Raw genomic sequence first — 24,451 nt, 5'->3', positions numbered from 1 at the left:
CCTTTTCTGTTCTCAAATTCCCTCAAATTACACCCTTCACCCCAGCAACCACTTGAGAGATCTTCAACTCCAGTCGCTTCTCCGTCTCGGCGAGATCCTCCCTGGTGGCCGCCTTTTGACTCTCCACCCATTCGGCGAACTCCGCCAGAATGGCCGCCTTATCCCTCCCCAGATCCTGAAAGGCTTCGTAAAGTTTCAGGGCATACCCCATACTATGCCCCCCGGACCGCTAACCCCTCAGTCCCAGGGCCTGAACCAGCTCGCGGTAGCGCTGAAAGTCGGTGCGCCGCAGATAATTTAGAAGCCTGCGCCGGCGCCCCACGAGCTTGAGAAGACCCCGGCGGGAATGATGGTCCTTCCTGTGGACCTTGAAGTGCTCCTCCAGTTGCTTGATGCGGGCGGTAAGCAGAGCTATCTGCACCTCCGGGGAACCGGTGTCCCCCTCGTGACGCTGAAACTTTTTAATGATCTCGGTCTTGATTTCCGGATCCAGAGGCATCTTCCTCCCTCCCTGTTAATATGGATTTAAGCCCCCGGGTGGCCGGGCCAACCCGGGAGCCTAGCTTTATCTAAACCTAGGAAACGAAAACCCGCAACATTTCCGCCCATCCGTCCCCGGAAAATCTCTCCGGATAATAGGTCACCGCCACCAGATCTCCCTCCTCGGTAACGATTCTGAGCCAGGGAACCCGCGGCCGGCGCGGAACCTTCTGAAGCCGCACCAGATTGCCCAGCACATTCAGGGACAGGGGACGGCCCTGGCGGAGGCGCCGGGCCATCTCCGTAGAAACCACGATGGCCGGAATGAAGGAAAGGGCCTCCTCCACGGACCTTATCCTTTCCGCGAGTTTCCCCTCCGCATGAAGTTTTTCCACCTCCTCCAGGGTGAGGGCCTCCTCCAGACGAAAAGGCCCCTTCTGGGTGCGGCGCAATTCCACCAGCGTGGCCCCACAACCCAGCCTTAGCCCCACCTCGTGAACCAGCGACCGCACATAGGTTCCCTTGCTGCAGTAAACCTCAAAGAAAACCCGAGGGGGATCAAAACTTTTTAAACGAAACTCCAGGATCTCCACCTGCTTGGGCTCCTTTTTTACGGCCACCCCCTTTCGGGCCCATTGATACAGGGGACGCCCCTTGTACTTGGCTGCGGAGTAAGGTGGAGGGACCTGTTCGAGGATCCCCACGAATTCCTCCATGACCCGGGTCACCTCCTCGGCGGAAAGCTCCGGAACCGGCCGCCGCTCCACCACCTCTCCGGTGAGATCGTAGGTGTCGGTGATGATCCCCAGCTCGAAGACCCCTTCGTAACGCTTGTCTCCCTCCAGGATGAACTGAGCGATCTTGGTGGCCCGTCCCAGACACACCGGAAGCACCCCGGTGGCAAAGGGATCCAGCGTCCCTCCGTGGCCAGCCTTACGCACCCGCAGCAGACGCTTGAGCCTCTCCACCGCCTCCGTGGAGGTCATGTCCCTGGGTTTGTCGAGCACCAGAACACCCTCAACCGTCATAACCCCTCCAGCGCCAGAGTTACTTTCTCTCTTACCAAAGATAACACCTTTTCCAGCGGAAGATCTCTTTTCCGGAAACCCGCGGCCCGACGGTGGCCGCCTCCCCCCTCGGAGGCGGCCAGTTCCGCCACATCCACGGCCCCGCGACTCCGGAGGCTCACCCCCACCTCCCCCGGTCGGATCTCCTTGACCACCACCGCCACCTCCACCCCGCGCATGCTCCTCAGGAAGGTGGCCAGGTCTTCGGCCTCGGAGGGGCCACATCCGGCCTCCTCGAAATCCCCCAGGGTCAGAAAGGAAAGGACCCCCCGGCCTCCGGCGAGCCACTCCCGGCGTTCGAGCACGCGCTTCATAAGCTCAAAGCGGGCGGGAGGATGATTCTCCAGGAGTTTTTCCCCCACCACCGCCGGCCGTGCCCCCAGACGCACCAGTTCCGCGGCGACGAGAAAACTCTCCTCCCCGGTCTTCTCGAAGCGAAACCCTCCCGTGTCGCTGTAAAGTCCGGCGTAAAGGTTTTCCGCCGCCCCGGGAGGAATGGCCCAGCGCAATCCCCGGAGAAGCCTGAAAACCAGAAGGGCCGTGGCCGGAGCCCCGGGTTCGAGAACGAGGTGCCCGGGAAGGGGATCCCCGGAACGATCGTGATGATCGAAAACGATCCTCTCCCGGGCCGACTGAACGAGGGGGGCCACCTCTCCCAAACGGTCCGCCTCGGAAAGATCGAACACCAGGGCCACGCTCTCGCCCACGGGAAAGTCCTTCCGCCGGAAATCCTTCACCGGAACCAGGTCCTCAAAACCGTGCAGAAAGTCCAGAAATCCCGGGGGGGTTTCCTCCACCAGGGGCACGCTCCGCAGACCCCGGGCCCGGAGCACCAGGTGCATGGCCAGCATGGATCCGAGACCGTCGGCATCCGGATTAACATGGGTGGCCAAAATAAAGGTCTCCGTGTTTTCAAGAATCTCCCTTATCCCCTTCATGGCGTATCCTCGCGAAAAGTTCCTCCAGGGCCTCGGCCTCCTCCGGACGCCGATCCGGATGAAATTCGAGCTCCGGAATGTACTTCAGGAAGAGGTGTTCCCCCAGGAGATGCTTTATGTAGCGGTGGGCCCGGCGAAATCCCCTTTCCGCCCGCCGCCACTCCTCTTCCCCTCCGTGGACCCGGTAATAGACATGCGCCCTCCGGAGATCCGGAGTAACCTCCACCTCGGAAACGGTGATGAACCCCTGCAGGTCCGGATCCCGCACCTCCTCCAGCAGAATCACGGAAAGGGCCTCCCGTATGAGTTCCGCTACCCGGAGATGGCGATAGTGCATCTTTAATAGGAAATGAAGTCTATCTCCGCGGAAAGGAGTTCCAGCCCGTCAAACCCCTCCACGAAAGAGAGCACCTCGTTCAGGCGCCGATCCACCAGGGCCCGGTCCGTTCCCACGGTGGAAACCCCGATGACCGCCTTCTGCCAGAGGTCCTGCTCGTCCACCTCCGCCACGGAGATCTTCCTGAACCGGGCCTCCAGCCTGTGGACCAGACTCTTTACCACCTGCCTCTTCCCCTTAAGGGAATTGTTGCCGGGAATGAAAAATTCCATCCGCACCACGCCCACCACCATCTCTATCACTCTATCTTTCTGAACTTCCGGGCCAGGGGCCGATAGTAATTCTCGAATTCCTCGGGCCGGGCGAAGTGAACCTCAAAAGGGGCCGCAAGATCCCCGATGGCCCTGAGAAACTCAATCCAGATCCGACTTCGTTCGTAAAGCCCACCCTCGCGGCAAGCTTCTCCGCTAAACTTAACATTCTCTGCACCTCTTTTGCGGTATAATTCGTAGGAAGGTACCGGGCATTGTTTTTCAAAAAATCGAACCTGCGCATCAGAGTTCCCTCTTCACCTCCACCATTTCGTAGGCCTCGAGGATGTCCCCCTCCTTTATGTCTTGGAAGTTCTCCAGGCCCACGCCGCACTCGTAACCCGCGGCCACCTCACGGACATCCTCCTTGAAGCGCTTGAGCGAGGAGATCTTTCCGGTGTAAACCACCACCCCCTCCCTCAGCAGACGCACGCTTCCTCCGCGCACCAGCTTCCCCTCCTTGACATAGCAACCGGCCACCGTGCCCACCTTCGGCACCCTGAAGGTGGCCCGCACCTCGGCCACGCCCACGATCCGCTCCTCGTATTCCGGTTCGAGCAACCCGGAGAGGGCCTTCTTCACCTCCTCAATGGCCTGGTAAATCACATCGTAGTAACGGATGTCCACCTTTTCCTGCTTGGCGATCTCCTTGGCCTTGGCTGTGGGCCGGACATTGAAACCGATCACGATGGCCTCCGATGCCGCGGCCAGCATGACATCACTCTCGCTGATGGCCCCGATCCCGGAGCGAATGATGTTCACCCGGACCTCATCGGTGGAAAGTTTGCGCAGGGCCTCGGAAAGGGCCTCGAGCGTTCCCTGGACATCGGCCTTGAGCACGATCTTGAGTTCCCTGATCTCGCCTTCCTTGAGTTTCTCGAAGACCTTTTCCAGGGAGAGACGGGCCTCCCGGGCGGCTTCCGCCTCGCGGGCCTTGCGCTGCCGGTATTCGGCCACCCGCCGCGCCGCCGTCTCGTCCGGCATCACGATGAAGTCGTCACCGGCTCCGGGCACCTCCTCGAAACCCAGGACCTCCACCGGGGTGGCCGGAGGGGCCTCCCTTACCCTCCGGCCGTACTCGTCGAGCATGGCCCGCACGCGTCCGTAAGTAAGCCCCGCCACGAAGGGATCGCCCTCCCGCAGGGTCCCCTCCTGGACGATCACCGTGGCCACCGGCCCCTTACCCCGATCGAGACGACTCTCGATGATGCGGCCCCGGGCCGGACGCCTCGGAGCAGCCTTGAGCTCCAGCATCTCCGCCTGAAGCAAAACCAGCTCGAGGAGATCCTCTATCCCCTGCCGCTTCTTGGCCGAGACCTCCGCCACCAGGGTCTCGCCACCCCACTCCTCCGGCACCAGGCCCAGCTCCGCAAGTTCGCTCTTAACCCTTTCAGGATTGGCTTCCGGCTTGTCGATCTTGTTGATGGCCACCACGATGGGCACCCCGGCGGCCCGCGCGTGATCGATGGCCTCCCGGGTCTGATCCATCACTCCGTCGTCCGCGGCCACCACCAGAATGACTATGTCCGTTACCTGGGCTCCCCGGGCCCGCATGGAGGTGAAGGCCTCGTGTCCGGGAGTGTCGATAAAGGTAATCTCCCGCCCGTCGGGAAGCCTCACCTTGTAGGCCCCGATGTGCTGGGTGATTCCCCCGGCCTCCCGCGAGGCCACATCCGTCTTGCGGATGGCATCGAGAAGGGTGGTCTTCCCGTGATCCACATGACCCATCACCGTCACGATGGGGGGACGGGGCTCGAGCTCCTCCGGAGAGGGCGGCGTGTACTCGAGGAGGGCCTCCTCCTCGACCGTGGCCGTCTCCACCTCGTAGCCGAACTCCGAAGCCACGATGGCCGCGGTCTCCGCGTCTATGGATTGATTGATGGTGACCATGGTCCCCAGTTCCATGAACTTGCGGATGATGTCCGCGGCCTTCACCCCCATCTCCCGGGCCAGCTCGCCCACCTGAATGGTCCCGTGAACCCTGATCTTCTTCTTTTTCGGGGGAAGGGTGGGCGGTCTTTCGGTCTTCTTCTCCCTTTCCTCCCGTTCGGGTCTTCCCTCCGCCTTCTCCTCCCCCGGCTCCTCCTCCGGAAGCATCTCCAGCCCCTCCGGGCCTTTCTCCAGCTCCTCCATCAGCTCCAGCTCTTCCAGAATCTCCTCCCGCTCGCTCCTGGCCTCGGCCACCACCTTCTTCCTGGCCTTCTTCTTGGGACGCTCCTCGGTCTCCTCCCGGACCTTTTTCTTCTTGCGGGCCTTCTTTTCCTCGGTCTCCTCGGGCTTGGGGGGAGGCGGAGGAGGAGCCGCCGCACGCCGGGGCTTGAAGTCTTTGACCACCCGCTTCCTGGGTTTGGGAGAAATCTTCTCGGTGTCGATTCGCGAAACGATCCTGGCCTTAAGGCCTATGGTCTCCCGGGGGGTCTCCTCGGGACCGGATTCCTCCCGGGACTCCGGAGGGGGTTCCGGTGCCGGGGACTCAGGCGCGGTTTCCTCCCGGCGTTCCTCCTTCTCTTCCGCGGCCGTTTCCTCCGGAGGCAACGGTTCTTCGGCCCGGGGCCTGGGTTTGCGGATCTTCAGTTTAAGCCGCTTGGGCCGGGTCTCCTTCTCCTCGCGCCGGCGTATGATCACCGCCTGGGGAGCCTCCTCCGACGAAGAAGATTCCGCGGGCCGCTTTTCATCCCCCTCCCGGTGACGCCCGAGCTCCGCCCGTACCCGCGCGGCCTCCTCCTCGGAAATGGTCGAAGAGTGACTCTTGATCTCTATGCCCATGGCCTTGACCTTTTCGGCCAGTTCCTTGGGTCCGAGGTCGAGTTCCCTCGCCAGATCATAGATCCGAATCTTGCTCATCGTTTTTCCGGCCTCCTCTTGCCCCCAAAAGGACCTGTATGAGGGTCGGGGAAAAGCCCCTCATCCTTCCCCGAAAGGCCCGCCCAAGGCGTCGCTGTCCTTTTGGGGTCGCAAGTTTGCTTAAACACCTCTCCTCCCCGCAGAGGTAGGCCCCGCGCCCGGGAAGCCTCTGCGCGGCGTCGTAAACCGGCCGCCCCTCCCCGTCGAGGACCAGCCGCAAAAGTTCGCCCTTCGGCGCTCTTCTCCCGCAAAATACGCACATCCGTATCGGCACATGCCCCTTCCTACCCATCGTCTCCCGTGGAAAGCTTCTCCCGGGCCCGGGCCACCACCTCCTCCGCCTCGGAAAGACGCAACCGACCGATCTCCGCCACTTTTTGCGGATCGGCCTCCGCAAGCGCCTTCACCGAATTGATACCCTGGTCGTAAAGCCTCCCGGCCACCTCCTCGGAAAGCCCCTCCACCTCGAGCATCCGGAGAAATTCGGGATCCTGCCTGCGGGCGTACTGGGTCTCACTATACACATCGATGCGCCAGCCGAGAAGCTTGGAGGCCAGGCGCACATTCTGGCCCTCCCGCCCGATGGCCAGCGAGAGCTGATCGTCGGGCACGATGACCTCGAGGGTCTTGGTCTCCTCGTCCACGATCACCTGGGTGCACTCCGCCGGGGAAAGGGCGTTGTAAACGAGCTTGGCCGGGTCCGGATCCCAGGGAATGATGTCGATCTTCTCCCCCTTGAGCTCCTGCACCACCACCTGGACGCGAGAACCCCGCAGCCCCACGCAGGCCCCCACCGGATCCACCTCCGGATCCGTAGAGGTAACCGCCATCTTGGCCCGACGACCGGGCTCCCGCGCCACCGCCACGATCTTAACGATACCCTCCCGGATCTCCGGGACCTCGCGCTCGAAGAGCTTCTTGAGAAATTCCGGATGCGTGCGGGAGACCACCAGCTGGGGATCCCCGGTGCGGCGCACCTCTATGAGAAGGGCCCTGAGGCGTTCGCCCCGGTGATACCTCTCCGTGGGGATCTGTTCCTTTTCCGGAAGCAGGGCCTCGGCCCTCCCCAAGGAGAGGATTACATCCCTCTTGCTAAACCTGTGCACGAACCCGCTCACGATCTCCCCGATCTTGCCCTTGTACTCCTGATAGATAAGTTCCCTTTCCGCTCCCCGGATCTTCTGGGTGAGGATTTGCTTGGTGAGCTGAGCGGCGATACGCCCCAGATCGCGAATGTTGACCGGCTCGCCGATGGTGTCTCCCACCCGGGCCGAGGGATTCTTCTTGCGGGCCTCCGCCAGAGAGATTTCCTTTTCCGGATTGCGCACCTCCTCCACCACCTCGTAGAGACGAAAAACCTCGATCTCGCCGCGATCCTCGTCGTAGATGGCCTCCACCTCGGCCTGGGGGCCCAGCCTCTTCTGGGCCGCCGTGCGCATCCCCTCCACCAGGGCCGAAACGATCACCTCCTTGGGAAGCCCCCGCTCCTTGCTCATCAGCTCCACGATCTTCCTTACATCCTCGGCCATGGTCTCGCTCCTAAAACTGGATTTCCGGCTTGAGCCGGGCCTTTTTGATGGCCCCGTAAGGAATCCGGATCACCCCCTCGGCCACCTCGATCAGGACCTCCTCCCCCTCAAGCCCCCTCAAAAGACCGGTAAAAGTCTTACGCCCCGAAAGAGGCTCTTTCAGGATCACCTTGATCCGATCCCCGGCGAAACGATCAAAGTCCTCCTTTTTGCGCAGAGGACGCTCCAGTCCGGGAGAGGATACCTCGAGATGATAGGAATGGTGGATGAGGTCCCGGGCATCGAGCAAGTCTCCCACCACCTCGCTTATCTTCACGCAGTCGCCGAGCGTCACCCCCCCGGGTTTGTCGATGTAGATCCGTAGCACCCAGCCCCGGGGCTCCCTCTGCCACTCCACCTCCACCAGCTCGAGCCCCCGGGCCATAATCACCGGCTCGGCCAGCTCCCAGACCTCCCGTATGAGTTTCTCCCTCTCCACGGCGTGCATCCCTCGTCATCAGGGCCCCTTTCCGGGGACCATAACAAAAAAGTGGGCACTAAGGCCCACTTTCGGCCCTTTCCAAAATTTTACTGGAGCGGGCAACGGGATTCGAACCCGCGACCCTCAGCTTGGGAAGCTGATGCTCTACCCCTGAGCTATGCCCGCCCGTTAGTCGAAATATAATACAACCTCAAACAAAATGCAACTGCACCTGATTGGCCAGGAGTCTTCCGGCAAAGGTGAGCCGGAAGCCCTCCTCGTCCGCCTCAACCAGACCCTTACGCTCGAGATCTTTTATTTCCTTAGAAAACGACTCCAGGGGATCCCTTCCGAAGCGTCGCCGGAATTCCTTCCGTCTAACCCCTTCGGAGAGGCGGAGGGAGAGGATTACCGCCTCCCGCAGCGCCTCCTCCGGGGAGAGGACCTCCTCCAGGCGGGCGGCCAGGGTGCCGCTCCTTACGGTGGAAAGATAGGTCTTCAGATCCTCGGGATTCCGGTAGCGCCGCTTACCGAGGAAAGAGGCCGCGGCCGGACCCAGGCCCAGATAGGGAAGGGCCTTCCAGTAGAAGAGGTTGTGAAGACAGCGCCGACCGGGCCGGGCGTAATTGGAGATCTCGTAGTGCTCGAATCCTTCCCCCGTAAGTCTCTCGTGGATCGTCCGGTGCATGTCCACCAGCACCTCCTCCCCGGGAAGGCGGACCCGTCCCTCGGCCAGGGCCCGGAAAAGGGGAGTCCCCTCCTCCGGGGTGAGCTCGTACCAGGAGAGATGTTCCGGAGCGAGGCGAAGGGCCTCGTCCAGGTCCTTCTGCAGGTGTGCGGGGGTCTCACCCGGCCAGCCGAAAATGAAGTCCAGGGAGAGGTTTTCGAAGCCGGCCCGGCGGGCCGCCTCCACCGCGGCCCGGGCCTCCTCCGGGCCGTGCCGGCGTCCCAGGGCCAGAAGTCCCTCGGGCTGCAAACTCTGAAGGCCGAGGCTTAGCCGATTAAAACCGGCCCGGAGATACCCCTCGAGACGCTTCAGGGAGAGTCCCTCCGGGTTGGCCTCCAGGGTGAGCTCCACCGGAGAAAAAGAAAGAAGGCGGGAAAGTTCCTCAAAGAGCCGGGCATAAAAGTCCGGGGAAAGAAGGGAAGGGGTGCCTCCTCCGGCGTAGAAGGTCACGAAGACGGTCTTGCGGGGGATCCGTTCACGCCAGAGACGGACCTCGGCCAGCACCGCGGAAAGGTAAAGGGATTCGTCCGGGGGCTCGGTAACGGAGTAGAAGTCGCAGTAGGGACACTTTCCCCGGCAGAAGGGAACATGGAGGTAAAGGGCCGCCTCCATCAGTCCCTGCGGCCGTAACCACCCCCTCCGGGGGTACGGATCTCCAGAACTTCTCCGGGCTTGAGATCGAAAACCCCCTTCCCGGGGAGGACCCTCTTACGGCCATTCCGATCAAAAAGCAAATTCCGCCCCCGCTTCCCCGGTTTGCCTCCGAAGAGACCGTAAGGCGAAAGTTTCCGCCTTTCCGTGAGGAGACTTACCGTTACCGGAGCCAGGAACCGGAAACGCCGCACCAGCCCGTCTCCCCCCCGGAACCGTCCGCCCCCTCCGGAGCGAGGCCTCAATCCGTAGCGTTCCACCACCAGGGGGTAGCCGAGCTCCAGGGCCTCCACCGGGGTGTTCAGGGTGTTGGTCATGTGGGTGTGCACGCCGGAAAGTCCGGGGGCTCCCGCACGCCCGCCCATCCCCCCGCCTATGGTCTCGTAGTAGGCGAAGTCCTCCCCGCCGAAGGCCACATTGTTCATGGATCCGCAGGAGGCGGCGGGAATCCTCTCCGGCACGGCCTGGGCCAGGGCCCCCAGAATCACATCCACGATGCGCTGGGAGGTCTCCACATTGCCTCCGGCCACCGGGGCCGGTGGACGGGCGTCCACCACCGTGCCGGGCCGGGTGAGGACTTCGAGAGGGGCCAGGGCCCCCTGATTGGGGGGAACGAGTCCTCCGGCCAGGGAAAGGAACACATAAAAGACCGCCGCCCGGGTCACCGACCGCACGGCGTTGAGCCCGGTCTCGAGCTCCGGGGCCGAGTCCCGAAAGTCGAGAACCACCCGGCCATCCTCCACCGTAAGCGTAAGCCTTATGGGCACCGGGGGGCCTCCCTCCCCGTCGTCGTCGAGGTAGTCCTCGAAGTAGTAACGGCCCCGGGGTATCTCTCTCAGGACCTCGCGCATGTAGTTCTCGGAGTAGCGCTGGAGCTCCTCCCCCCGGCTCAAAAGCTCGGAAAGCCCGTACCGGGAAACCAGGGCCAGCAGGCGTTTTTCGCCCCTTTCCAGCGCGGCAAGTTGCGCCCGCAGGTCCCCCTCCCGCTCCTCTCGCCCCCGCACCCGGGAGAGAAAGTCCTCCCAGAAATCCCGGCGGAACCGGCCGGCCTCAACGAGCCTGGTGGGGGGAATGAGCACTCCCTCCTCCTCGATGTGCCGGGAAAGCGCCATGGAGCCGGGATACCTCCCTCCCACATCGGCGTGATGGGCCCGCACGGCCAGGAAAAAGGCCAGTCGCCCCTCCACGAACACCGGTTTGACCAGGGTGAGGTCCGGAAGGTGCGTGCCTCCCCGATAGGGATCGTTGGTGATGATCACATCTCCGGGGTGAAGCTCGAAGAGCCTCCGTATCTCGGCCACGGTATCCGGAAGGGCTCCCAGATGGACGGGAATGTGGGCGGCCTGGGCGAGCAACCGTCCTTCCCCGTCAAAGAGAGCGCAGGAGAAGTCCTGTCGTTCCTTTATGTTGGGGGAAAAGGCCGAGCGGCGAAGCACCACCCCCATCTCCTCGGCCACCGAGGAAAAAAGGGCGTAGAAGACCGTTATCTCCGTAGCCGAAAAACCGGGCATGGGCTAAAATTCTTTCCGTGCTCACAAGATACCTCCTGCGGGAAATCCTTTCAAACTTCCTCACCGTGTTGCTGGTGGCCCTCCTTCTTCTGATGCTCACCCGCATGGCCGACTTCGGCCCGGAAATCACCGCACGAGGCGGAGGCCCCGGTGACCTCCTCCTCTTTTCCGTAAATCTGGCCGTTTTTCTCGTGCCTTTTGCCCTGCCCCTTGCGGCCCTCGCCGGAGTATTACTTTCCTTTATGCGCCTTTCCCACGATCAGGAGCTCCTGGCCCTTTCCGCCCTGGGGGTCTCCCCGGGGCGGCTCTATCGACCGGTGCTTTTCTTCGCCCTGGCCGTTTTTTTGATCACCCTGGGACTCAATCTCTTTCTTCTCCCCCGGGCCAAACGGGCCATGCGCGACCTCCTCTACTCCCTGGCCACCCGGAGGCTCGAGAGGGGGCTTCCCGAGAAAACACCGGTGGACTGGTTCCCGGGCCTTCTCCTCTACGCCGAAAAAGTGAAAAAGGGATTCCACTTTCGACGGTTCTATCTTTTTGAGGAGACTCGTTCGGGAAAAAAGGGGATTCTTTACGCCGAAAAGGGACGCCTTCTGGTGAAAGGACACGAGGCCGAGCTGATTATGGAAAGAGGTGAGGGGCACTTCTTCTCTCCGGATCTTCGGGAGGTGGAAAACTTCTACTTCGGAGAATACCGCTATCGCCTTCCGCTTCGACTTTCCGTGGAAAGAGAACTCAAGCGGGGGGAAATGGGTCTTTCGGAACTCTGGACGCGGGGGCACCGGAGGGTGCTCCCCCCGCGCAAACGGCGTAAGTACCTCACGGAATTTTACCAGCGGTTCTTTTATCCCCTTGCGGCCCTGGTGCTACCCCTTCTGGCCCCGCCCCTCGGAACCAGACTCCGCACCTCGGGCCGGGGACTCGCCCTGGGTGCAGCCCTCTTTCTCTACCTGGCCTATTACCTGCTCTTTTCCCTGGCCACCACCCTTGCCGAAAGCGGATATCTTCCACCCCCGGCGGCCCTGGCCCTTCCCCCGGTGGCCACGGGACTTGCGGCCTTCATCCTATACCTGCGTTTCAGGAAGGGAACATGAAAACCTACCAGCGCTACCTCCTAAGCCCGCTCTATCTGTTTCTTCCCCTGATGCTTGTGGCCCTCTCCGGGATCTACTTCCTGGTGGAATTCTTCGAACGCCTGGAAGATGTGCTCGTGGCCAGGGCCCCGGTATCGGTCTTTTTCCTCTACCTGGCCTATCGGCTGCCAGAGATCCTTATGCAGGTCTGGCCGCCGGCCCTGGGGCTTGCGGCCCTGGCCTCGCTGGCCATGCTCTCCCGGGGACAGGAACTCCTGGCCTTAAGGACCCTGGGATTTTCTCCCTCCAGAATCGTCGCCCCTTATCTGGCGGCCGGTTTCCTTCTTTCCCTTGCGGTTTCCGGATTCCTGGCCCTGAGCCTTCCCGGAGCCTCCTACCGGGCGCTTTACACCTGGGAGGTCCGCATCAAGGGACACCGTCCCCAGACCGTCCTCTCCTCCGGCCGTCTCTTCTTCGCCGGACCGGACTTCCTCCTCTCCGCCACCCCCCTCGAGCCCCGGGGGGAATACCTCGCGGACTTCTTCTACCTTAAAAAGGGCCGCACCGGTCCCCGGGCCTACCTCTACGCCCGGAAAGCACGCTATCTTAAACGAAACCGGTGGCTCCTCGAGGAAGGAATATACGCGGAACGAGCCGGTCGATTCACCCCCAGGGTCTTCCGGAAAAAGATCTTCCGCATCCCCTTCTCCCCGGAAGTCCTCCTTTCGGTAAAACAACCCCTTAAAACCCTCTCCCTCCGGGCCCTCCGGGAAAGATATCGTTTTCTGAGGGAAAGCGGCCTTTCGCCGGCGGAACCCGTTTCGGAGATCCTTTTTCGGCTTTTCTATCCCCTTATAGGAGTTCTGGTGCTGGCTCCGGCCCTGGCCGTCTTTCTCTCCTTTCGCGGGAAACGGGCGCTGGCCAAGGGACTTTCGGCGGGACTCGCGGCGGTGATCCTGACCTACGCCTGGTTTCTGGGGATAAAGGTGCTTTCCGCCGGAGGCCGCATCCCTCCAGAAATCGCCTATTTTCTGGGGTTGGTCCTCCCCGCGGCCTTTGCTATCCTGGTCCTCAAAAGGTACGCTTATTGACGATGAAGAGGTTTCTCCTGGCTCTCCTCATTCTGGGTGTGGTTATCGTGGGCGGGGCCGCCTTCCTGGTGCATCACTACCTCAAGCCCGAAAGGATCCGCCCTCTGGTGGTAAGGGAGCTGGAGAGGCTCTCCGGACGCAGGGTCACCCTTGAGGAGGTGCGGGTGGGACTTTTTCGTGGCGTTTATCTGAGGGAGCTCCGGATAAAGGAGGAGGACGGCCGGACGGACTTTCTGCGCCTCGGGGCCCTGAGGGTGCGCCCTTCCCTGCGGGCCCTTCTTCGCGGAAAGGTGGTCCTCACCGGCGTCCGGATCGAAGCCCCCTTCCTCCGGGTGGTGCGCCGGAAGGACGGCTCCTTCAACTGGGAGAGTCTCCGTTTCCTGGCCCGGCGAGAAGGAAGGGAGATTTCCCCGGGGAAGGGCCCCTCCTCCGGGGGGAAGACCCCCTCCGGGGGGAGGTTTCTCACGCTCCTCGTTCCGGAGATCTCCGTACACCGGGGCCGCCTTCTGTTTCTGGATCGGACGGGAAAGCTTCCCCGCCTGGACATTCCCTTCGACCTTCGGGCCTCCCTTTCTCCGAAGGCTCTGGAGGGCACGCTGAACTTCGTCCTCCTCGGCGAACCCTACGCCCTCGAGGTGCGGGTGGAGGACTTCCGCCGAACCCCGAAGGTCAGGCTTCGCCTTACGGGAAAACGCCTGGATGTGACCCCCTTCCTGATCGGGAGCTCGGAGACCCCCCGGGGGAAGACACCGGGCCGGTCGTCCCGGCGGCCCGAAGCGGAAAAGCCCGTTCCGGTTCCCCCGCTTCCCGTGGGTTCGCTTTCGGCGGAACTTTCCCTGGACGAGGTCCTTTATCGCCGGCTGAGGCTTTCCGGGGTGCACATCTCCCTCACGGGAACGCCCCGGAGGCTGATCCTGGAGCATTCCTTCGCCGTGGCCGGGGGACGCGTACAGGGTCGGGCCGAAGCGGATCTAGCCGTCCATCCTCCCCTGACCCGGCTTCGAGAAAAAGTGGAGGCCCTCCGGGTGGAAACCCTTCTGTCGGGCCTCTCCCCCGATCTGCCCGGAGAGATTCAGGGAATCTTTTCCGGCGGGGGAAACTTCACCCTGCGAGGTCTCAGCCCGGATCTGTGGCCCGACACGCTTTCCGGAGCGGGTGTTTTCGCCCTGAGTCCCCTGAAACTTTCCGGGATACCGGCCACGAGGAAGCTCTCCGAGCTTCTCGGTCTTGAGGAATTGCGGGTGGTGATCTTCGACTCGGTGAGGGGCGCCTTCAGGGTACGCCGCGGCCGAGCGGAGCTCACGGCCCGGGGCTCCGGAGAAACCCTCTCGGTGGAGGTTCCCGGAGGCACCGTTTCTTTCGCGGGAGAGCTCGATCTTCCCCTGGAACTGACCCTATCCCCGACGCTATCCAAAAAATTGACGGCCCGCTGGCCCCTGGCCGTCAATCTGTTGAACGCACGGGGAGAAGTCCAGCTCACCGTGCACCTCAAGGGGCCTTACCGGCACCCCCGGTTGATCCTGCGTTCCCGTCCCGCGGAGGAGCGTATCAGGGAAAAACTCCGGGAGATCCTTCCGCCTCCCCTCCGCGGGATCCTTCCCCTCCGGTAGGAAAAATTTTCCACCCTCCCCCGGAAAACCCTTCCCCTTCCCTCAAAAACAGGATCGGATCCTATTTTCATTAGTCCCCTCTTCCAGGAATTCTGGAGGATAAACCCCGTTATTTAGAACGGATTTACCCCACTAATACATAAAAATGGGATCGGATCCTATTTTTGAGGAGGGTATGGCACGAAGGTTGCGAAACATTTCTACGCCATGCGCGGGTTGAAGGTCAATCCACAGCTGGGGTTACTGGAGGGGCTTGAGGCCGGAAGGCTTCTCGAGAGGCGGCTGGCGGTGACCACCAACAACCTGGCCAATGTGGACACCCCGGGCTTCAAGCGCGACGGGGTCACCTTTCACGAATACCTCATGCGCAAGATCGGTCCCCGATATCGTCGCATCTACAAGGAAATCAGGGAATACACGGACTTTTCCCAGGGAGAGGTGGAGCACACGGGCAATCCCCTGGATGTGGCCATAGTGGGGGAGGGTTTCTTCAAGGTCCTCACCCCGGAGGGCGTGGCTTACACCCGGGCCGGAAACTTCGTCCTGGATCGGGAACACCGCCTGGTTACGCCCCAGGGGTACCCGGTCCTGGCTAACGGTGCGCCGGTGATCCTGGATCCGGGACTGGCCCGCGGAGGCCTCATTACCCTCCCCGAGGAAAGGATCCAGATCCACGACGACGGGACCATCTCCGTGGACGGAACCACCGTGGCCAGGCTGGACATAGTCACCTTCGACGACCTCGGAAAGCTCCGCAAGGTGGGACGGAATCTCTTTCGGGCCGAAGGGGCCCGGGAAAGACCCGCGGAAAACTTCCAGCTCCGTCAGGGGTATCTGGAAAAGTCCAATGTCAATCCCCTGACGGAGGTGGTCCACCTCATCGAGATTCACCGGGAATTCGAGGCGGTGCAGAAGGCCCTGCGGTCCTCGGACGAGGCCACGGGCCGTCTGCTTGAGACCGCCGGACGAGTCTAATAAAGGAGGTGAACCCATGATTCGGGCCCTGTGGAGCGCGGCCACCGGGATGCAGGGGCAACAGCTTCAGCTCGACACCATCGCCAACAACCTGGCCAATGTGAACACCCCCGGGTTCAAGAAAAGCCGGGTGGACTTCGAGGACCTCTTCTACCAGAAGCTCAAGATGGCCGGAGCCATGACCGCGGAGGGCACGCAGGTGCCGGTGGGCATGGAGATCGGACTGGGGGTAAGACCCGTGGCGGTGCACAAACTCTTCACCCAGGGCGAGTACCAGCAGACCAATCAGGAGCTCGACTGGGCCATCGAGGGCCGGGGTTTCTTCAAGGTCCTGGTGAACGGGGAGGAGCTTTACACCCGGGCCGGGAATTTCAAGATCGACCGGGACGGTTACATCGTTACCGCGAACGGGGCACGGTTGCAGCCGGAGTTCGTGGTCCCGGCGGGGACGGTCCGTATAGAGGTAACCCCCGACGGGATGATCTCCGCCCTGGACGCCAACGGAAACACCCTGGCCCAGACCCAGCTCCTTCTCTACGACTTCGTCAATCCCGCGGGGCTTGAACCCATCGGACGCAATCTTTACCGGGCCACGGACGCCGCCGGAGACCCCATCGAGGGCAACCCCGGCACCCAGGGCCTGGGCACCATCGCCCAGGGATACCTCGAGATGTCCAATGTGGATGTGGTGGAGGAGATGGTGAAGATGATCATCACCCAGCGGGCCTACGAGGCCAACTCCAAGGGCATCCTCACCGCGGACCAGATGCTTGAGATGGCCAACAACCTCAAGAGGTAGGGTTCACCATGAGGGAGAAAACCCTTGAACTGCTGAAAGTGCTCGCTTTCCTGGGTTTCCTTGGGGCCTGGACCTTCCTGGTTCTGGTCTGGACCGGAAGTTTCGTGAGGGCGGAAACCCTGGATGAAGACCACTTTCGGGCCCTCTTCCGCAGGGTGGTGGTGGAGGCCCTGCCCTGGCCGGCCGAGGATGTGGAGGTGGTGCGTCTTTCCGCGGAGCCCACCCCGCTGGAGGTCCCGGACGGGGCGGTGGAGAAGGTACATCCGGTCTCCCCTCCCCGACCCGGATCCAACACCCTCCTGGTGGACTATCTGGTGGGCGGTCGGCTCGTGGCCCGGGTGCGGGTCCTGGGATATGTGGAGGTCCGGGTACCGGTGGTGGTTCTCAAACGGCCGGTGGCCCGGGGCACGGTGCTCGGGGCCGGAGATCTCGCCGTGGAGAAGAGGCCGCTCACCGGGTTGCCTCAGGATGTGCTCTCTGATCCCCGGGAGGCGGTGGGCAAGATGGCCCGCTACGGTATTCCCGCGGGCCGTCCCCTCCGGGCCTCCCAGCTCGAGGTGCCCCCGGTGATCCGGCGCAACCAGATCGTAAAGATCGTGGCCCGGGGACGGTTCCTTACCGTAACCGCCAAGGGCCTGGCCCGTCAGGACGGACGGCCCGGAGAGATCATCCGGGTGAGAAACCTATCGAGCAAACGGGAGATCTACGCCCGGGTGGTGGACTCCCAGACCGTGGAGGTGAGCTTCTGATGAGGCTCGGAGGACTTATGCTCGTACTGGTGCTTGCGGCCTCCTGCGCCTACCGGCAACCCGCGGCCATCGTTCCCCCTCCGCCGCCGCAGGTGCCGGAACTCGCCTCCACCGGGGAGAGCAAACCCCTTTCGGAAGGGTCCCTGTTTTCCGGTGGAGGGGTTTACATCTTCGAGGATCACCGGGCCCGGCGGGTGGGGGATCTCGTAACCATCAAGATCGTGGAAAACTACCAGAGCAGCCAGCAGGTGGCCAACAAGGGCAGCCGCTCCACCGGTCTCAAGGCGGGAATAGCCAGACTTCTGGGCTTCGAAAAGTATGTGGAACAGCACAACCCGCGTTTTTCCTCGAGCCAGATGTTCGACTCCTCTTATCAATACAACCTCAACGCCCAGAGCCAGCAGAGCCGCAAGACCGACATCAAGGCCACCATCACGGCCCGGGTGGTGAAGGTGCTTCCCAACGGAAACCTGGTGGTGCAGGCCAAACGGGTGGTCAAGCAGGATGCCGACCTGGAATACATCGTGCTCACCGGGATCGTGCGTCCCCAGGACATAGACGCCGACAACTCGGTCCTTTCCACGCAGCTTTCGGATGTGACGCTGGAGTACAGCGGTCGCGGTCCGAACAAGGAGATCGTCCGGGGCCCGGGCTGGGTGGCCCAGATCCTCCACTGGATATGGCTTTTTTGAGGAGGGAAGCGGTATGCGCAAGGGACTTCTGGTCATAGTTTCCCTCCTGATCCTTTGCGGAACGCTTCAGGGGGCCCGCATCAAGGACCTGGTCACCGTGGAGGGGGTGCGGGCCAATCAGCTGGTGGGCTACGGTCTGGTGGTGGGGCTCAAGGGGACCGGTGACGGCGACCAGACCAAGTTCACGGTGCAATCGGTGGTGAACATGCTCGAGCGTTTCGGGATCCGTGTCCCCCGGGCCCAGGTCAAGCTCAAGAATGTGGCGGCGGTGATGGTCACGGCGGAGCTGCCTCCCTTCGTGAAACCCGGACAGAGGATCGATGTGCTGGTCTCCTCCATAGGCGATGCCAAGAGCCTCCAGGGGGGAACGCTTCTTCTCACCCCGCTTCGGGGGCCGGACGGAAAGGTCTACGCCCTGGCTCAGGGACCGGTCTCCATAGGGGGGTTCGGGGCCGCCGGGGCCGGGGCGGCGGTGCAGGTCAATCATCCCACCGTGGGAAGGGTCCCCAACGGGGCCGTGGTGGAAAGAGCCGTCCCGGTGAACCTCAACGGAAGGGATCATCTCCTCCTTTCCTTTCGGGTAACCGACTTCACCACGGTTTCCCGGGCGGTTTCCGCCATCAACGCCGCCCTTCACGGCCCTTACGCCAGCGCCCTCGACGGACGCACCCTGCGGCTCGCGGTGCCCCCGGCCTACCGGGGGCGGGTGGTGGAGTTGCTGGCCCGGGTGGGAGAGCTTGAGGTGGAACCGGATATGCCCGCCCGGGTGGTCATCGACGAACGCACCGGCACGGTGGTCATGGGGGAGAATGTGCGCATCTCCAGGGTGGCGGTGGCCCACGGCAACCTCTCCGTGGAGATACGGGAGACCCCTCAGGTGGTTCAGCCGCAACCCTTCGCCGGGGGACAGACCGCGGTGGTGCCGCGAACCCAGATCCGGGCCCGGGAGCAGAAGGCCCGCATCGTGGTGCTCGAGGAGGGGGCCAGCATAGGCGAGCTGGTGCGGGCGCTCAACGCCGTGGGAGCCACCCCCAGAGACCTCATCGCCGTGCTTCAGGCCATAAAGGCCGCCGGAGCCCTCCAGGCCGAACTGGTAATCATCTGAGGGAGGAGATCGTGAGGGTACGAGGTGAAGGTTTTGAAGACCTCTATCGTCTGGAAAACCTGGCCCGCCGGGATCCGGATCGGGCCCTGCGGGAGGCCTGCCGGGAATTCGAGGCCATCTTCCTGGAAACCCTTCTCCGGGGGCTCGAGCGCACGGTCATGCGCAGCGGATTCTTTCCCGAGACCCTGGAGGCCAGGATTTACCGCGATTTTTACTATCAGGAGCTGGCCCGGGACCTTTCCGGCCACGGCCTGGGCATTGCGGATCTCCTCTATCGTCAGCTCGCCAAGTACGCGGAATTAAAGGATCTTTCTCAACATGCCGAAAAAGGAGGTAGGTGATGGCTAAAAAGACCCTGATGGAACTGAAAAAGGCCCTGGAGGAGGAGCGCGAGGCTCTGCTCAGGGGAGCCATCGAGAGCGTGCTCCGGACGGCTTCCTACAAGGCCCGTCTGGTGGAGAAGGCCCGGGAGGAAGGCCTTTCGGAGGAGGACCGGGAGCTTCTTAAAGAAATCTTGCACCTGAACGAACGCAACAAGGCCCTGATCGAGGCGGGGCTCTCTTTCGTGGAGGAGGCCTTTGCCATCCTGCGGCGGGCCATGACCCCGGAGGCCGGCTACGGCAAGGCCGCTTCCGGCGAGGCCCGCCTGATCTCCCGGGAGGCCTGAGAAATGGCCGGGCTTTCCAGCGCCCTCAACATCGCCAAGAACGCTCTCCTGGCCTTCCAGACCCAGGTTCAGGTCACCAGCCACAATGTGGCCAATGTGGACACCGAGGGCTACAGCCGTCAGAAGGTGATCACCACCCCCTATCCCCCCTCGCCCTCTCCGGTGGGGCCCATCGGAAGCGGGGTAAAGATAGATCAGATCAAACGCTACTTCGACGCCTTCATCGAGGCCAACCTGAACTTCAAACGCTCGGACCTGGGCCTGGTCTCCGCGGAGGAAACGGGTCTGCGACTGGTGGAGAGCATCTTTAACGAAACCGGGGACCTCGGGCTTTCCAAGCTCGTAAACGACTTCTTCTCCGCCTGGCAGACTCTTTCCAATCGCCCCGAGGGCTTCGCGGAAAGGCGTCTCGTGGTGGAGAAGGGGAAACTCGTGGCCGAAAGTCTTCGCTCCAAGTTCCAGGCCCTGCGGGATCTGGAGAACAACATCGGACTCAAGCTTCGCAACACCGTGGATCGCATAAACGATCTGGCCCGCCAGATCGCCGAGATCAATCTTCAGATCACCGCCGCGGAAACCGGAGGTCACGAGGCCAACGACCTCCGGGATCAGCGCGACCGTCTGGTGGCCGAACTGGCCAAGCTGGCCCCCATCCGCTACTTCGAAAACAAGGACGGGGCCTACAATGTGATCCTGGGGCGGGGTTTCAACCTGGTGGATGTGGATCGGGCCTGGCAGCTCGAGATCTCCGGAACGGAGGTCTACTGGGTGGGGCACCAGGGGGAGAGAGCCCGACTCACCGGAAAGGAGATCGCCGGAGGAGAACTGGGGGGCTGGCTCCGCATCGTGGAACAGATCTCCGACGAGTGGAACCACGAGTATGTCTCCTCCACCCGGGCGGTAATCCGCCCCGACGGTCTCCCCCTCACCGAGAACACCACCTTCCGGGAACTGGGAATAGGCTCGGGAGAGGTGTTTCGTTTCGAGGGAACGGATCACTTCGGAAATGCCGTTTCCGGTTCCTTCACCGTTACCGACCCGGAGCGGCAGACCGTGCGGGACCTCCTCGACGAAGTCGAAAGGGCCTTCGGTTTCACCGTAACCGCCGAAATCCACGACGGCCGGCTCCTCATAAGGGATGCCTACCGGGGTTCCGGGCAACTCTCCTTTACCTTCACCCGGACCGCCCTCGACTTCGGACGGTTCGACGACCCCTCCCTGAACTACCGGGTGGAGGAGCTCAACCTGGTCGGTAAGCTCTCCCGATTTGCCGAGGAATTCATCCGGGCGGTAAATCAGGTCCATTCCGAAGGGGTGGGCCTTGAGTTCTTTACCGGAGAACTGAAGGGACTTTATCAGACCGCGGATTACCTCAAGAACCTCCCTTTCTTTCGGGATCTCAACCGCAACGGAAGCCTTTTCCTGTGGGTGAAGGATCCGGACGGGAACATTACGCCGGTGAGGGTAGAGTTTGCGCTTCCCGCAGACGCCACCCTTGAGGATGTGGTCCGCCAGATCAACGACGCCCTTAGCTCCGCGGGATTTACCCCCGCCGCGAGCGTCCGGGCCCTGGTGCGCGACGGGCATCTGGTCTTTCAGGCCCGGGAGGGCTGGGCCTTCGCCTTCTCCAACGACACCTCCGGAATCCTGGCCTCGGCGGGGATCAACACCTTTTTTGCCGGGGTGGACGCAGCCAGCATCGAGGTCAATCCCCTGCTTTCGGTCCATCCGGAGTATGTGGCCGCGGCGAGGCTGGATCGGGAGGCCTGGAGAAGCGACTCCGACATCTTCAAGACCTACCGGAGCCGGGATACGGTATCGGGGACGACCACCGTAGGGGAAAGCGGGCTGGACTACAGACTCTTCGTGCGCTTTTTCGACGCGAAGGGAAACGAGGTCCGGGTCCCCTTTCTGGTGGGCTACAACCTCCGGACGACCGAGGCCGAAATCACCGCCCTCCGGGACGAGGTCGCCGATTTTCTTTCGGAAAAGTACCCGGACCTGCGTTATCGCCTGGAGACCTTCAGACTCAACGGAAGCGAATGGGGGCTCAAGGTTTACCTGGATCCGGGGCAGGCGGAGCGATTGAGCGAGGTGCAAACCTCCCTGAATAGCCGGTTCTCCCTAGGTCTCACCCAGGAGGATCGGCTCTGGGTGGATGTGCGCCAGGGGGATACGCTTCAAACGGTGCTTTCCCGCCTGGACGAGGAGGAGGGTCTGCGGGCCTATGTGGACGGCGAGGGGCACCTGGTCATGAAAATAGACCCCAACACCTCCCGCCCCTACGCCCACTTCGAACTGGGGGTGGAGGATCCCGCAACCCAGGGCTCCTTCCTGTCCTACCTCCGGGAAAAGGGCCTGTGGGTGCCGCAGTTCAAAACCGACGGGTCTCAAATTTTTTCCGGACTTGAACCTCTGGTGAAACCCACCCATTACGGGGCTGACCTGGGAGGCCTTAATCCCGAGAATCTGGAATTTTCCGGTACGATCACCGTGCGTTTTTTCGATGCACAGGGGAACCAGATCGGAACGAAGACCTTCGGGACCTCCGGCTCTCCCGATGTTACGGTTTCGGACTCCAACGGAAACGGCCTGGTGGATCTGGACGACCTCCTCCGGGCGTTAGACGGAACGGGAGAGTTAAGGGCCTATGTGGACAACGGTCAGGTGGCAATTGCCCTGGATGACAGCCCCCCTTCGGGCACGGCCTACTTCGTGATCGAGCACGGTGACATCCGTTCCTGGGGACGAATTCATCTCACCGATACCAAGGGCACCTCCTCCACCGCGGACGACGAGCCCTTCGAGCTCACCTTTACCGTGGGGGCCCTGGAGAACTGGCTCTACGACGAGACCGGTCGGCCCCTGGACGCCGACACGGGAAACGCCAGGGTGGATCCCTTCCGCATCGATCTCACCACGAATAAGGGGCTCATCCAGCTGGTCACGAAGTACAACGCTCCGGAGAACCAAAAATTCGGCCTGGCCGCGGAGATAGACGAAAACGGCCGCTTCCTGGTGAAGACCACCGGTCTCTACGAGACCCGTAGTTTCGTGGTGCGCGACGCCGCGGCCCGGCACGCCTTCGACGGCGAGGTGGCCCCCCGGAGCTTCGATCCCTCCACCAACAGCTGGTACCTCTTAACCGATCTTCCCGTGGATCGGACGGACACCTTTTCGGCTCAGACCATTACCATCACCTACCGGGACGCCGGCGGAAACGCGGTGCGCACGGAAACCCTCACCCTGAACGACGGGGATTCCCTGGACGACTTTCTCACCGCCCTGAACGCCCTGGACAGCGACGGCGACGGTACCGCCGACTTCTCCGCCGGGGTGGACGATTCCGGGAGGCTCTACATCCGGGTGAACGATCCGGATCTCGACGGAGACGGCACCCCGGACTGGGTCCGTTTCACCCTGAGCTCCGATCTTACGGGCCAGGCGGGCAATCTGGCCACCTACCTTGCCCGGCGACTTCTTTACGCTCGCGACCGGCGGAAAGGGCTTACGGCCTCCTTCCAGGGGTTCGATCTCGCGCCCGGAGACAACCGCAACGCCCTGAGGCTTTCCGATCTTTCCGATTCCCGCCGGGAGGCCCTGGGACAGGCCTCCCTTTCCGACTACTACGCCTCCGTGGTGGCGGAGGTGGGGGTGGCCGGAAAACGGGTCTCCGAGGCCAAGAGTTTCTTCGAAGACCTCCTCAAGCAGCTCCAGCTCATGCGGGATTCCATCTCCGCGGTCTCGCTGGACGAGGAGATGGCCAACCTCATGAAGTATCAGCAGGCCTTTGCCGCCGCGGCCAAGGTGCTCACGGCCTCGGACGAAATGCTCATGACCCTCATCGAGGCCAAACGCTAAAGGGGGTGAGAAGCCATGCGCCTTAGTCTCAGGACCCTTTACGGAGGACTGCTCACCGACCTCGAGCACCTCACCGAAGCCATGTACACCTATCAGAAACAGATCGCCACCGGCAGGAAGTACTCACGCCCCTCCGAGGCCCCGGTGGAATTAAATTATGCCCTGGGATACCGCAAGGCCCTGGCCGAGATAGATCGCTATCAGGAGTCCATTCGGGAGGCCAGGAGCTACATGCGCACCGCGGAGGGGGCCCTTAAGAGTTTGAAGGACCTGATAAAAAGGGCCAAGGAACTCGCCCTTCAGGGAGCCAACGACATTCAGAACGCCTCCACCCGCCAGGCCATCGCCGCGGAACTGGACGGCCTCATCCAGGAGGCCCTGGCTCTCGCCAATACCCGGCACGGGGACCGGTATGTATTCGCCGGGAATCGTCCCACCGGCTACGCCGAGGGAGAAAAGCCCTTCGAGCTGGTGAAAGAGACCCTTCCCGACGGCCAGGTGGTGGAACGCGTGGTTTACCGGGGGGGGACCGAGGATCTCTACATGGGATACGCTCCGGGGTCCCGGATCCTCACGGGACGGAACGGGGAGGAGGCCCTCATGGCCTCGGATCTCTTCGGCGCCCTAATCGGTCTGCGCAACACGCTGGCCAACGACAACGCCGCCGATCCCCGGAAGGAAGTGGAGGACATCCAGACCCAGATCGGACGCCTGGATCGGGTTTTGAATCACATCCTGGAGGAACGCTCGGCCCTGGGAGCCCGGCTGGACCACCTGGAGGTCAAGGAGAACCTGTATCGCGACCTTCACGACACCCTGATCGGAAACTTGGGCGAGGTGGAGGAGGTGGACTACCTGGAGGCCGTGACCAACCTCAACGCCAAACGCACCGCCTACGAGGCCGCCCTCAAAGCCGCCACCCAGACCATGGGCCTTAGCCTGGTGAACTTCCTTTAGCGCAAAGGCTTAAGACC

At 62.4% G+C, this 24,451-nt stretch carries 24 protein-coding genes and 1 tRNA gene; 12 read left to right on the top strand and 13 right to left on the bottom strand.

What is annotated here, in order from left to right; translation table 11 throughout:
- Positions 1-22: 22 nt before the first annotated feature.
- The 13 genes from K3767_RS04150 to K3767_RS04090 form a co-directional block, all read right to left on the bottom strand.
- Positions 23-211, bottom strand: a complete 189-nt coding sequence (locus tag K3767_RS04150) for a hypothetical protein (RefSeq protein ID WP_221172284.1) — start codon at positions 209-211, stop codon at positions 23-25.
- Positions 212-229: 18 nt separating this feature from the next.
- Positions 230-499, bottom strand: a complete 270-nt coding sequence (gene rpsO, locus K3767_RS04145; RefSeq protein WP_221172283.1) for a 30S ribosomal protein S15 — start codon at positions 497-499, stop codon at positions 230-232.
- Positions 500-575: 76 nt separating this feature from the next.
- On the bottom strand, positions 576-1,508 hold the full coding sequence (truB, locus tag K3767_RS04140; RefSeq protein WP_221172282.1) for a tRNA pseudouridine(55) synthase TruB: 933 nt from the start codon (positions 1,506-1,508) through the stop codon (positions 576-578).
- Entirely contained in the window at positions 1,505-2,485 is a 981-nt protein-coding gene (locus tag K3767_RS04135) for a bifunctional oligoribonuclease/PAP phosphatase NrnA (RefSeq protein WP_221172281.1), read from the bottom strand. The genes truB and K3767_RS04135 overlap by 4 nt, the downstream gene beginning before the upstream one ends.
- Positions 2,460-2,822 carry a 30S ribosome-binding factor RbfA gene (gene rbfA, locus K3767_RS04130; RefSeq protein WP_221172280.1) on the bottom strand — a complete coding sequence of 121 codons (363 nt, stop codon included), beginning with the start codon at positions 2,820-2,822 and terminating at the stop codon, positions 2,460-2,462. The genes K3767_RS04135 and rbfA overlap by 26 nt, the downstream gene beginning before the upstream one ends.
- Positions 2,823-2,824: 2 nt before the next feature.
- Positions 2,825-3,115 carry a DUF503 domain-containing protein gene (locus K3767_RS04125; protein ID WP_221172394.1) on the bottom strand — a complete coding sequence of 97 codons (291 nt, stop codon included), beginning with the start codon at positions 3,113-3,115 and terminating at the stop codon, positions 2,825-2,827.
- Positions 3,116-3,376: 261 nt separating this feature from the next.
- Positions 3,377-5,977 (bottom strand): translation initiation factor IF-2, encoded by a 2,601-nt coding sequence (gene infB / locus K3767_RS04120; RefSeq protein ID WP_221172279.1) that lies wholly within the window; start codon positions 5,975-5,977, stop codon positions 3,377-3,379.
- On the bottom strand, positions 5,955-6,269 hold the full coding sequence (locus K3767_RS04115; protein WP_221172278.1) for a YlxR family protein: 315 nt from the start codon (positions 6,267-6,269) through the stop codon (positions 5,955-5,957). The genes infB and K3767_RS04115 overlap by 23 nt, the downstream gene beginning before the upstream one ends.
- Positions 6,262-7,506 (bottom strand): transcription termination factor NusA, encoded by a 1,245-nt coding sequence (gene nusA, locus K3767_RS04110; protein WP_221172277.1) that lies wholly within the window; start codon positions 7,504-7,506, stop codon positions 6,262-6,264. The genes K3767_RS04115 and nusA overlap by 8 nt, the downstream gene beginning before the upstream one ends.
- Positions 7,507-7,516: 10 nt before the next feature.
- Complete coding sequence (gene rimP / locus K3767_RS04105; RefSeq protein ID WP_255592213.1) at positions 7,517-7,993, bottom strand: ribosome maturation factor RimP; 477 nt, start codon at positions 7,991-7,993, stop codon at positions 7,517-7,519.
- A gap of 84 nt (positions 7,994-8,077) precedes the next feature.
- Positions 8,078-8,152 (bottom strand) — tRNA-Gly (locus K3767_RS04100).
- Between the two features lie 25 nt (positions 8,153-8,177).
- Positions 8,178-9,305, bottom strand: coding sequence for a radical SAM family heme chaperone HemW (hemW, locus tag K3767_RS04095; protein ID WP_221172276.1), 1,128 nt, complete (start codon positions 9,303-9,305; stop codon positions 8,178-8,180).
- Positions 9,305-10,855, bottom strand: coding sequence for a hydantoinase B/oxoprolinase family protein (locus K3767_RS04090; protein ID WP_221172275.1), 1,551 nt, complete (start codon positions 10,853-10,855; stop codon positions 9,305-9,307). Before K3767_RS04090 ends, hemW begins: the two co-directional genes overlap by 1 nt.
- 17 nt (positions 10,856-10,872) lie before the next feature.
- On the opposite strand from K3767_RS04090, the gene K3767_RS04085 reads away from it, so the two are divergent.
- From K3767_RS04085 to K3767_RS04030, 12 genes are all read left to right on the top strand, one after another.
- Positions 10,873-11,949 (top strand): LptF/LptG family permease, encoded by a 1,077-nt coding sequence (locus K3767_RS04085; protein ID WP_221172274.1) that lies wholly within the window; start codon positions 10,873-10,875, stop codon positions 11,947-11,949.
- A complete protein-coding gene (locus tag K3767_RS04080; RefSeq protein ID WP_221172273.1) occupies positions 11,946-13,019 on the top strand; it encodes an LptF/LptG family permease in 1,074 nt (357 codons plus the stop codon). The genes K3767_RS04085 and K3767_RS04080 overlap by 4 nt, the downstream gene beginning before the upstream one ends.
- Positions 13,020-13,021: 2 nt before the next feature.
- Complete coding sequence (locus K3767_RS04075; RefSeq protein WP_221172272.1) at positions 13,022-14,629, top strand: AsmA-like C-terminal region-containing protein; 1,608 nt, start codon at positions 13,022-13,024, stop codon at positions 14,627-14,629.
- Positions 14,630-14,836: 207 nt separating this feature from the next.
- A complete protein-coding gene (gene flgF, locus K3767_RS04070; RefSeq protein ID WP_221172271.1) occupies positions 14,837-15,604 on the top strand; it encodes a flagellar basal-body rod protein FlgF in 768 nt (255 codons plus the stop codon).
- 16 nt (positions 15,605-15,620) lie between these two features.
- Positions 15,621-16,403, top strand: coding sequence for a flagellar basal-body rod protein FlgG (flgG, locus tag K3767_RS04065; RefSeq protein WP_221172270.1), 783 nt, complete (start codon positions 15,621-15,623; stop codon positions 16,401-16,403).
- Positions 16,404-16,411: 8 nt separating this feature from the next.
- Positions 16,412-17,152 (top strand): flagellar basal body P-ring formation chaperone FlgA, encoded by a 741-nt coding sequence (gene flgA, locus K3767_RS04060; RefSeq protein WP_221172269.1) that lies wholly within the window; start codon positions 16,412-16,414, stop codon positions 17,150-17,152.
- A gap of 17 nt (positions 17,153-17,169) precedes the next feature.
- Positions 17,170-17,844, top strand: coding sequence for a flagellar basal body L-ring protein FlgH (locus K3767_RS04055; protein WP_221172268.1), 675 nt, complete (start codon positions 17,170-17,172; stop codon positions 17,842-17,844).
- Positions 17,845-17,857: 13 nt separating this feature from the next.
- Complete coding sequence (locus K3767_RS04050) at positions 17,858-18,949, top strand: flagellar basal body P-ring protein FlgI (RefSeq protein ID WP_221172267.1); 1,092 nt, start codon at positions 17,858-17,860, stop codon at positions 18,947-18,949.
- Between the two features lie 11 nt (positions 18,950-18,960).
- On the top strand, positions 18,961-19,290 hold the full coding sequence (locus K3767_RS04045; RefSeq protein ID WP_221172266.1) for a rod-binding protein: 330 nt from the start codon (positions 18,961-18,963) through the stop codon (positions 19,288-19,290).
- Positions 19,290-19,616, top strand: coding sequence for a flagellar protein FlgN (locus tag K3767_RS04040; RefSeq protein ID WP_221172265.1), 327 nt, complete (start codon positions 19,290-19,292; stop codon positions 19,614-19,616). Before K3767_RS04045 ends, K3767_RS04040 begins: the two co-directional genes overlap by 1 nt.
- A 3-nt stretch (positions 19,617-19,619) precedes the next feature.
- A complete protein-coding gene (gene flgK, locus K3767_RS04035) occupies positions 19,620-23,477 on the top strand; it encodes a flagellar hook-associated protein FlgK (RefSeq protein WP_221172264.1) in 3,858 nt (1,285 codons plus the stop codon).
- 15 nt (positions 23,478-23,492) lie between these two features.
- The gene (locus K3767_RS04030) at positions 23,493-24,434 is read left to right on the top strand and encodes a flagellin (protein ID WP_221172263.1); all 942 of its coding nucleotides are present in this window, start codon (positions 23,493-23,495) and stop codon (positions 24,432-24,434) included.
- The last annotated feature ends 17 nt before the right edge of the window (positions 24,435-24,451 follow it).

It is taken from the genome of Thermosulfurimonas sp. F29, assembly GCF_019688735.1.
Lineage (GTDB): Bacteria > Desulfobacterota > Thermodesulfobacteria > Thermodesulfobacteriales > Thermodesulfobacteriaceae > Thermosulfurimonas_A.
The sequence above is the reverse complement of the archived record's forward strand: the minus strand, read 5'-3'. Positions and strand labels throughout refer to the sequence as shown.

Excerpts from the sequence above, each read along its gene's own strand:
- K3767_RS04055 (WP_221172268.1), top strand. The coding sequence starts at position 17,170 with ATGCTCGTACTGGTGCTTGCGGCCTCCTGCGCCTACCGGCAACCCGCG.
- K3767_RS04030 (WP_221172263.1), top strand. The coding sequence starts at position 23,493 with ATGCGCCTTAGTCTCAGGACCCTTTACGGAGGACTGCTCACCGACCTC.
- flgA (WP_221172269.1), top strand. The coding sequence starts at position 16,412 with ATGAGGGAGAAAACCCTTGAACTGCTGAAAGTGCTCGCTTTCCTGGGT.
- flgK (WP_221172264.1), top strand. The coding sequence starts at position 19,620 with ATGGCCGGGCTTTCCAGCGCCCTCAACATCGCCAAGAACGCTCTCCTG.
- nusA (WP_221172277.1), bottom strand. The coding sequence starts at position 7,506 with ATGGCCGAGGATGTAAGGAAGATCGTGGAGCTGATGAGCAAGGAGCGG.
- K3767_RS04080 (WP_221172273.1), top strand. The coding sequence starts at position 11,946 with ATGAAAACCTACCAGCGCTACCTCCTAAGCCCGCTCTATCTGTTTCTT.
- infB (WP_221172279.1), bottom strand. The coding sequence starts at position 5,977 with ATGAGCAAGATTCGGATCTATGATCTGGCGAGGGAACTCGACCTCGGA.
- hemW (WP_221172276.1), bottom strand. The coding sequence starts at position 9,305 with ATGGAGGCGGCCCTTTACCTCCATGTTCCCTTCTGCCGGGGAAAGTGT.
- K3767_RS04135 (WP_221172281.1), bottom strand. The coding sequence starts at position 2,485 with ATGAAGGGGATAAGGGAGATTCTTGAAAACACGGAGACCTTTATTTTG.
- rpsO (WP_221172283.1), bottom strand. The coding sequence starts at position 499 with ATGCCTCTGGATCCGGAAATCAAGACCGAGATCATTAAAAAGTTTCAG.
- K3767_RS04125 (WP_221172394.1), bottom strand. The coding sequence starts at position 3,115 with ATGGTGGTGGGCGTGGTGCGGATGGAATTTTTCATTCCCGGCAACAAT.
- K3767_RS04075 (WP_221172272.1), top strand. The coding sequence starts at position 13,022 with ATGAAGAGGTTTCTCCTGGCTCTCCTCATTCTGGGTGTGGTTATCGTG.
- K3767_RS04115 (WP_221172278.1), bottom strand. The coding sequence starts at position 6,269 with ATGGGTAGGAAGGGGCATGTGCCGATACGGATGTGCGTATTTTGCGGG.
- K3767_RS04090 (WP_221172275.1), bottom strand. The coding sequence starts at position 10,855 with ATGCCCGGTTTTTCGGCTACGGAGATAACGGTCTTCTACGCCCTTTTT.
- truB (WP_221172282.1), bottom strand. The coding sequence starts at position 1,508 with ATGACGGTTGAGGGTGTTCTGGTGCTCGACAAACCCAGGGACATGACC.
- K3767_RS04040 (WP_221172265.1), top strand. The coding sequence starts at position 19,290 with ATGGCTAAAAAGACCCTGATGGAACTGAAAAAGGCCCTGGAGGAGGAG.
- flgF (WP_221172271.1), top strand. The coding sequence starts at position 14,837 with ATGCGCGGGTTGAAGGTCAATCCACAGCTGGGGTTACTGGAGGGGCTT.
- rbfA (WP_221172280.1), bottom strand. The coding sequence starts at position 2,822 with ATGCACTATCGCCATCTCCGGGTAGCGGAACTCATACGGGAGGCCCTT.
- K3767_RS04150 (WP_221172284.1), bottom strand. The coding sequence starts at position 211 with ATGGGGTATGCCCTGAAACTTTACGAAGCCTTTCAGGATCTGGGGAGG.
- flgG (WP_221172270.1), top strand. The coding sequence starts at position 15,621 with ATGATTCGGGCCCTGTGGAGCGCGGCCACCGGGATGCAGGGGCAACAG.
- rimP (WP_255592213.1), bottom strand. The coding sequence starts at position 7,993 with ATGCACGCCGTGGAGAGGGAGAAACTCATACGGGAGGTCTGGGAGCTG.
- K3767_RS04050 (WP_221172267.1), top strand. The coding sequence starts at position 17,858 with ATGCGCAAGGGACTTCTGGTCATAGTTTCCCTCCTGATCCTTTGCGGA.